Here is a 6967-nt window from a genome sequence, read left to right as displayed (position 1 = left end):
GGCATGGGCGCGGTCTATAACGTTCTGAAAGTTCAGCCCGGCGATGCGGTCGCCGTGTTCGGCACCGGCGGCATCGGACTGAATGCGCTGATGGCGGCCTCGTTGGCCGGCGCCATGCCGGTGATCGGCATCGATCCCAACCCGACGCGCCGGGCGCTCGCCAAAATCTATGGCGCCACCCATGTGATCGACCCCTCAAGCGCCGACGTGCTCGCCGAGATCAGGAAGATCGCGCCACAAGGCGTTGATCTGGCCGTGGAATCTTCTGGCGTTCCGGCCGTGATGGAACAGGCCATCAATGCTACCCGCCAGCAGGGGGGTCGCGCGGTCGTGATCGGAAACGCCAGGCACGGCACGACACTCTCGCTCAACCCTGCCGTCTTCAACCAGGGCAAAAGCCTGCTCGGAACCTGGGGCGGCGACAGTTTTCCGGACCGCGACTATGGCCGCTACGGCCGGCTGCTGGCGTCCAATCGCTTTCCGGTGCGTGATCTCCTGTCGAAACCCTACCGGCTCGCGGAGGCCGATCAGGCGCTCCAGGACCTGGCGGCCGGCAAAGTAGGCCGTCCGCTGATCGACATGTCGCTGGGCTAGTGGAGTGGATTCGGACCACGACGCACGTGAGGGACCGCGGGTCATGCGGATCGGGATCGACTTCGACAACACGATCGCCTGTTACGACGGCGTGTTTCATCAGGCCGCGCTGGAGCGCGGGCTGATCCCCCCCGATCTTGCCCGCGACAAGAACAGCGTCCGCGATCATCTGAACGGCTCCGGCCGCAAGGACGACTTCACTGAGCTTCAGGGCTATGTCTACGGCGCCCGCATGGAGTTGGTGTCGCCCTACCCCGGTTTTGTCAAATTCGTCGGCGCCGCTCGAAGGGCCGGCCACGATCTCTTTGTCGTCAGCCACAAGACCCAGCATCCGATCCTCGGGCCGAAGCATGACATGCACGCCGCAGCGCGCTCTTTCCTCGTCGGGCGAGGTCTGACCGGCGCAAAGCCTGACCAGATCGACCCGGAAAACGTCTTCTTCGAACTGACCAAGGACGAGAAGGTCGCCCGCGCCCATGATCTTGCCTGTGACGTCTTTATCGATGACCTGCCGGAGATCCTCAGCCTGGGTGGATTTCCGCCCCGAATGCGCAAGATCCTGTTCGATCCCCAAAACCAGTTCGCAACTGAGGCAGGCGGGTTTGACCGTCACATCTCCTGGGCTGCCATATCAGCGGATCTGACCCGTGACCGCGCCTGAAGCGCTCGCTGAAGGAGACGCAGGGCTCATGGCGCTCGCCCGCCGGCTGACCGAACAGGCCGCCCGCGGCCGCGTGCTGAGCCTCACGCGCCTTGCCGACGGCCGCAACAACCGGGTTTACCGCCTTGAAACCGAGAATGGCCCGGCGTCGGTTCTGAAGCTCTATTTCAGCGATCCCCGCGACGCGCGCGACCGGCTTGGCGCCGAGTGGAACTTCATCACCCATGCGTGGTCGCGCGGCATTCGTAACCTTCCCGAGCCGCTCGCCTGCGATGCGGCGGAGCATGCAGGGCTCTTTGGGTTTGTCCAGGGACGCAAGCTCACCGCATCCGAAGTGACGCAAGCGCATGTCGATGCCGCGATCGATTTCGTGCTGGCGGTCAATAACCGCCCTCGCCCGGCGCTGGCGGCCGGATCGGAAGCCTGCTTCTCGCTTTCGCATCTTGCCGGCATGGGCTGCGGTAAAGTCGCGGCTTATAGCGGACGCGCGCGCCGCGGGCCTTTCGATGAATAAGCCGATTGGTGCAGACGAACGCTGCCTGTCGCCATCGGATTTCGGCTTTCACAACGCGCTTGTAGACGACAAGGGACACCTCGCCTTCCTCGACTTCGAATATGCGGGGCTCGACGATCCCGCCAAACTCGTCTCCGACTTCTTCTGCCAGCCGGAGATTCCGGTGCCCCTCGCCTATCATGCCCACTTCATCGACCGGATGGCGCAGGGGCTCGCTTTGGACGCGGCGGCCATCGCACGCTGCCGGTTGCTGCTGAACGGTTATCGCGTCAAATGGACCTGCATCATCCTGAATGATTTTGTGCCCCTCGATTCTGCGCGGCGGGCATTTGCCAGTGAGGCCGATCGCGCGACCCGCTACCTGGACCAGCTCGCCAAGGCCAACGCCAGCATGGCCGAAATCGAGGCTGCCATCTCGTGACACAACAGGAAGCAAGGAGCCTTCATGGCCTATCGTGAGTTTGTCGGCCTGATTCACAAGTCCACCAAACGCGACTATCTCGCGCGCGTCACGCAACGTGACAAGGCCGAGATCGCCGAGATGGCGATCAGATACGACTATGACTACTGGGATGGCAGCCGCGAAACCGGCTATGGCGGCTACAAATATGACGGCCGCTGGCGCAAGGTCGCGGACGCCATGATCGCCGCTTACGGCATCAAGCCGGGCATGCGCGTGCTCGACGTCGGCTCGGGCAAGGGCTTTCTGCTGCACGATTTCCGAAAGGCCATTCCCGGCATCGAGGTCTGTGGCATCGACGTTTCGTCTTACGGCGTCGAGCACACGATGGAGGACGTCCAGCCATTCTGCCAGGTCGGCACCGCGGCGAAGCTGCCCTGGCCCGACAAGCATTTCGACCTCGTGATCTCGATCAACACGCTGCACAATCTCTACAACTACGACCTCGATGCGAGCTTGCGCGAGATCGAGCGCGTCGGCCGCGGCGCGAAATATCTCTGCGTCGAGGCCTATCGCAACGAGCGCGAGAAGGTGAATTTGATGTACTGGCAGCTCACCTGCCGCATCTTCCATACGCCCGAAGAATGGGACTTCGAGTACAAGCGCTCTGGCTATACCGGCGACCACGAATTCATTTTCTTTGAATGAGCCGAATGACCGAAACGGCAAGCCTGCCGTCCCCTCAATGCCGCCTGTGCGGGGCAGTGATTGGTACGCATTTGCTTTCGCTTGGCCGAATTCCGGTTTGCAACGACTTCAAGAACGGTGAAACGAGCGACCGCCTCGTCAATCTCGACATCGTCGAATGCGAGACCTGCCAACTGATCCAGCTTCGCGAAACTCCGCCGATCGACGCGCTCGCGCCGCGACTGCCGTGGATTCGCTACCGCGAACCCGAGGGGCATCTCGATTCTGTGACTGACGCGGTGCTGGAGCTTCGCCCGCAGGCGCGCCGGGCGCTGGGCACCGGGCCATTCGAGCAGCCGCTGCTGACGCGGCTTTCCGCGCGTGGCCTTTCAACAGCAGCCCTCGAACTCGACGCGGCCTCGGCGCAAGGCCGCTATCCCTATCTCGAAACCTGGCAGGCCGGCCTCAACCCGCAGCGGCTTGCGGCGAGAGCGGCCCAGCTCGGGACATTTGACCTCGTCTCCAGCCGCTATATCGTCGAGCACACGCAAGCACCAGTCCATGCGCTGGAAGCATTGAAACATCTTCTCAGTCCCGATGGTCTTTTGCTGATCGAGGTCCCCGACAGCAGCAGATTCCTTGCCGCGCGCGACTACGGTTTCCTCTGGGAGGAGCACAGCTGCTATTTCGTCGAAGATTCGCTGCGCCGGCTTGCCGAAACGGCCGGTTTCCGTGTCCGGAAGCTTTTGCGTTATCCCGGGGCGCTGGAAGATGCGCTGGTCGCGATTCTGCAGGTGACGGATACGCCCGCCTCGGAGACGACCGGGCGGATATCGGGTTCCTCCATCTTGTTCCAGGCCTATCGCGACCATTTCGGGCCGACCCGGACGCTTCTGCGCAAGCGCCTGGCAGCAGCCGAGGGGCGATATCGAGATGGGATCGCTCTCTTCGGCATTGGCCACCATGCCATCATGTTTGCCAATGCCTTTGACGTCGCCGATATGATCGCACTTGCGGTCGACGATGACCCGGACAAGGCCGGGTTTTTTCCGCCAGGCTTTCGGGTGCCCGTGGTAGGCTCGCAGGCGCTGTTTGAAAACGCGCGAATCACGACCTGCCTCTTCGCCGTGGCGCCCTACATGCAGGCGAAGGTGCAGGCCAGGCTCGCGCCACTCGCCGCACGCGGGGTAAAATTCAGGTCGATTTATGCGGCGCTCGAGGATTCGATCATGAAGGATCTCGCGTGATGACGCTGGTTCAGAAATCCCCGGAACTGTTTCTGGCCGAGGGCTCGATCTGCGAAGTCGGCGAGAACGAGATTAAAACGCTCAAGGCCGCGGTGAAGGCCAGCGCCAAGCGGCGCGCCCGCATCAACGCGCATCCCGACGGCGGGGATGCGCTGCATGAGATGATCATCGCCATCGATCAATCCTCCTACATCCGTCCGCACAAGCATCCGGGCAAGAGCGAGGCCTTTCATATCATCGAGGGTGATGTCGACATCGTGGTGTTCAGCGACGACGGCGAGATCGACCGTGTCATCGCGCTCGGCGCGCCGGGCAGCGGACGAGCGTTCTATTACCGGATGTCGAAGCCGTTTTTCCACACCCTTGTCATTCGCAGCGACATCCTGATCGTCCATGAAATCACCAACGGGCCGTTCCGGCCCGAGGCGACGCTATTCGCCGACTTCGCACCCGACGATTCCGATACCGTGAGGGCCGAAGCCTATCAGGCCGACCTTGTCCGACGCGTGGCCGCGCTGCAGGGGACGGTCGCATGAGCCAACAGCATGCTGTCGTTGTCGGCGGCACCAGGGGGCTCGGCCGCCTCGTTGCCGAAAACTTCCTTGCCCGCGGATTTTCGGTCAGCGTGGTGTCGCGGCACAAGCCCGCCGGCTTTGACGAGAGCGCGCGCCTGCGCCATGTCGCGGCCGACCTCGAAAAATCATCGGCGCTCGCGCAACTCCCGACGCAAATTTGCGATGCGCACGGACCCGTCAGCTACCTCGTGCTGAGCCAGCGATATCGCGGGAAAGGCGATCCCTGGGCGGGCGAGATCCAGGTGGAGCTGACCGCCTCGCGCGATCTGATCGAGGGTTTTGCGCCCCTGTTCGTCGACCACGGCGACCGCGCGATCGGAGTGGTCAGTTCGGCCTACGCCGAGTTCGTCGGCAGCTCCCAGCCTGTCGGCTACCACGTCGTCAAGGGTGGCCTCAACGCCATGGTCCGTCATTATGCCGTAACGCTCGGGCGCAAGGGCATACGGGTCAACGCCATCATGCCGTTTACCTATCTGAAGCGCGAATCGCGCGCATTCTACGAGAACAACGAAAAGCTGATGGACGTCTATCGCCGCGTGGTGCCGCTCGGCCGGCTGGGCACGGCGCAAGAATCGGCTCACGCGATCGATTTTCTTTGCAGCGATCGTGCCTCTTTCATTAACGGGCAATGCCTGTTTCTCGACGGCGGTCTCTCGGTGGTCTGGCAAGAAGATGTCGCAAGGACCTTTACTGACCTGTAAAACTTCATCCGCCATTTCACGAGATCTTCGATTCCAGGACTGCCAAGACATTCAGCAAGACATGCAGCACGTGAAGCACAGGACCCATTGCCGCCTCTGTGGCTCCGCCTCGCTCGAACGCGTTCTGCCGATCAGACCGTCGCCGATCGGCGATGCCTTCGTCACGGCCGCGCGAAAGAGCGAGCCGCAGGATCTCTACCCGCTCGACTGCTACCTGTGCCTCGACTGCGGCCACCTGCAAAACCTCGATGTCGTGGACCCCGACGTCCTATTCCGCGACTACACCTATCGCACCTCCGTCTCGCTTGGACTGGTCGAGCACTTCAAGCGCTACGCCCGTTCGGTGGTCGAGAGCCTCGGCATTCCCGAAGGCAGCCTGGTCGTCGAGATGGGCAGCAATGACGGCTCGCTGCTGAAGGCCTTCAAGAGCGAAGGTATGCGTGTGCGGGGCATCGATCCGGCGCGCAACATCGCAGCCAGTGCCACGGAAGACGGCGTGCCGACCATTTCCGATTTCTTCACCAGCCGGCTTGCCGCCATGATCAGGGCCGAACAGGGCAGCGTTGCGGTGTTCTGCGCCAACAATGTGTTCGCGCATATCGATGACATGTCCGACGTCGTGGATGGCATCCGCCTGTTACTGGCCGATGACGGCGCCTTCGTCTTCGAAGTTTCCTATATCGTCGACATGATCGACAACATGGTGTTCGACACCATCTATCACGAACACGTCTCCCACCACGCGCTGATCCCGCTCGAGACGTTTCTCAACCGGCACGACATGACTCTCTTTCACGTCGCGCGCACCGGGACTAAGGGTGGCTCGATCCGGGCTTTCGCGCAGCCCAAATCGACCTTGAAACGGCCGCGCTCGGCCGAATTGTCCGCGCTGATCGCCGAGGAAGAGCGGCGCGGCATCACCGAGCCGCAGATCTATCGCGACTGGTTCGACGCAATCGAGAGCCGCAAGCGCAAGGTATTGAATCTGCTCGACAGGGCGATTGCCGAAGGCAAGACGGTCGCCGCCTATGGCGCGTCCACGACCACGACGACCCTGCTCTATCATTTCGAGCTGGAGAAGCGGATCAGCTTCATCGTGGACGACAATCCGCTCAAACAGGGATGCTTCAGCCCTGGGGCACATATTCCAGTGCTGCCCTCAAGCGAGCTGGGCGCCAAACGGCCGGATATCGTCGTGATCCTGGCCTGGATCTATGCCGAGCCGATCCTCAAGCGCAACCAGGCTTACCTTGAGACCGGCGGCCAGTTCCTTGTTCCCCTGCCTGAGCCGCAGATGATCGATCGCGGCGGCGCCGACTATCTCTAGATTGTTCTCTGGCAGGCTGTGTACCCATCATAAATCGTCACGTATGCAGATTAAACATCAACTGAAATGTGGTCGACTGCCGCGTGAGCGGATCGATTGCGACGCGTCTCGCCCATTGGCGCCAATCCAATGACAGTCGGGGAAGCCACCGGCGGCGCAACAAAGTCGATCTCGGGCCTCAACTGTTTTAAGCGCTCGCACATTTTCGCCGAAGCCTCGGGGTTGTTGAAGGCCACCACTACCACAGAGTCCTTGGGTATG

General features: G+C 62.0%; 10 protein-coding genes. 9 read left to right on the top strand and 1 reads right to left on the bottom strand.

Annotated elements, in window-relative coordinates; translation table 11 throughout:
• From ABSE61_RS35765 to ABSE61_RS35725, 9 genes are all read left to right on the top strand, one after another.
• Positions 1-594 (top strand): zinc-binding dehydrogenase (locus ABSE61_RS35765; RefSeq protein ID WP_423875876.1); only part of this gene is annotated, 594 nt, incomplete at its 5' end.
• A 43-nt stretch (positions 595-637) separates the two neighbouring features.
• Positions 638-1255 (top strand): HAD family hydrolase, encoded by a 618-nt coding sequence (locus ABSE61_RS35760; protein WP_423875875.1) that lies wholly within the window; start codon positions 638-640, stop codon positions 1253-1255.
• Positions 1242-1769: a phosphotransferase gene (locus ABSE61_RS35755; RefSeq protein WP_423875874.1), complete on the top strand. Its 528-nt coding sequence runs from the start codon at positions 1242-1244 to the stop codon at positions 1767-1769. The genes ABSE61_RS35760 and ABSE61_RS35755 overlap by 14 nt, the downstream gene beginning before the upstream one ends.
• Complete coding sequence (locus tag ABSE61_RS35750; RefSeq protein WP_423875873.1) at positions 1762-2190, top strand: hypothetical protein; 429 nt, start codon at positions 1762-1764, stop codon at positions 2188-2190. Before ABSE61_RS35755 ends, ABSE61_RS35750 begins: the two co-directional genes overlap by 8 nt.
• 24 nt (positions 2191-2214) lie before the next feature.
• A complete protein-coding gene (locus ABSE61_RS35745; protein WP_423875872.1) occupies positions 2215-2877 on the top strand; it encodes a class I SAM-dependent methyltransferase in 663 nt (220 codons plus the stop codon).
• A gap of 5 nt (positions 2878-2882) precedes the next feature.
• Positions 2883-4103, top strand: a complete 1221-nt coding sequence (locus ABSE61_RS35740; RefSeq protein WP_423875871.1) for a class I SAM-dependent methyltransferase — start codon at positions 2883-2885, stop codon at positions 4101-4103.
• Positions 4103-4639: a WbuC family cupin fold metalloprotein gene (locus ABSE61_RS35735; protein ID WP_423875870.1), complete on the top strand. Its 537-nt coding sequence runs from the start codon at positions 4103-4105 to the stop codon at positions 4637-4639. Before ABSE61_RS35740 ends, ABSE61_RS35735 begins: the two co-directional genes overlap by 1 nt.
• Positions 4636-5379, top strand: a complete 744-nt coding sequence (locus ABSE61_RS35730; RefSeq protein ID WP_423875869.1) for an SDR family NAD(P)-dependent oxidoreductase — start codon at positions 4636-4638, stop codon at positions 5377-5379. The genes ABSE61_RS35735 and ABSE61_RS35730 overlap by 4 nt, the downstream gene beginning before the upstream one ends.
• A gap of 61 nt (positions 5380-5440) precedes the next feature.
• Positions 5441-6706, top strand: a complete 1266-nt coding sequence (locus ABSE61_RS35725; RefSeq protein ID WP_423875868.1) for a methyltransferase domain-containing protein — start codon at positions 5441-5443, stop codon at positions 6704-6706.
• A 50-nt stretch (positions 6707-6756) separates the two neighbouring features.
• On the opposite strand, the gene ABSE61_RS35720 is transcribed toward ABSE61_RS35725, so the two are convergent.
• Positions 6757-6967: hypothetical protein (locus tag ABSE61_RS35720; RefSeq protein WP_423875867.1), on the bottom strand; the 211-nt coding region annotated here is incomplete at its 5' end.

This window comes from Bradyrhizobium sp. (assembly GCF_049519115.1).
Taxonomy (GTDB): domain Bacteria; phylum Pseudomonadota; class Alphaproteobacteria; order Rhizobiales; family Xanthobacteraceae; genus Bradyrhizobium.
This window is presented reverse-complemented; position numbering and strand designations above follow the sequence as displayed.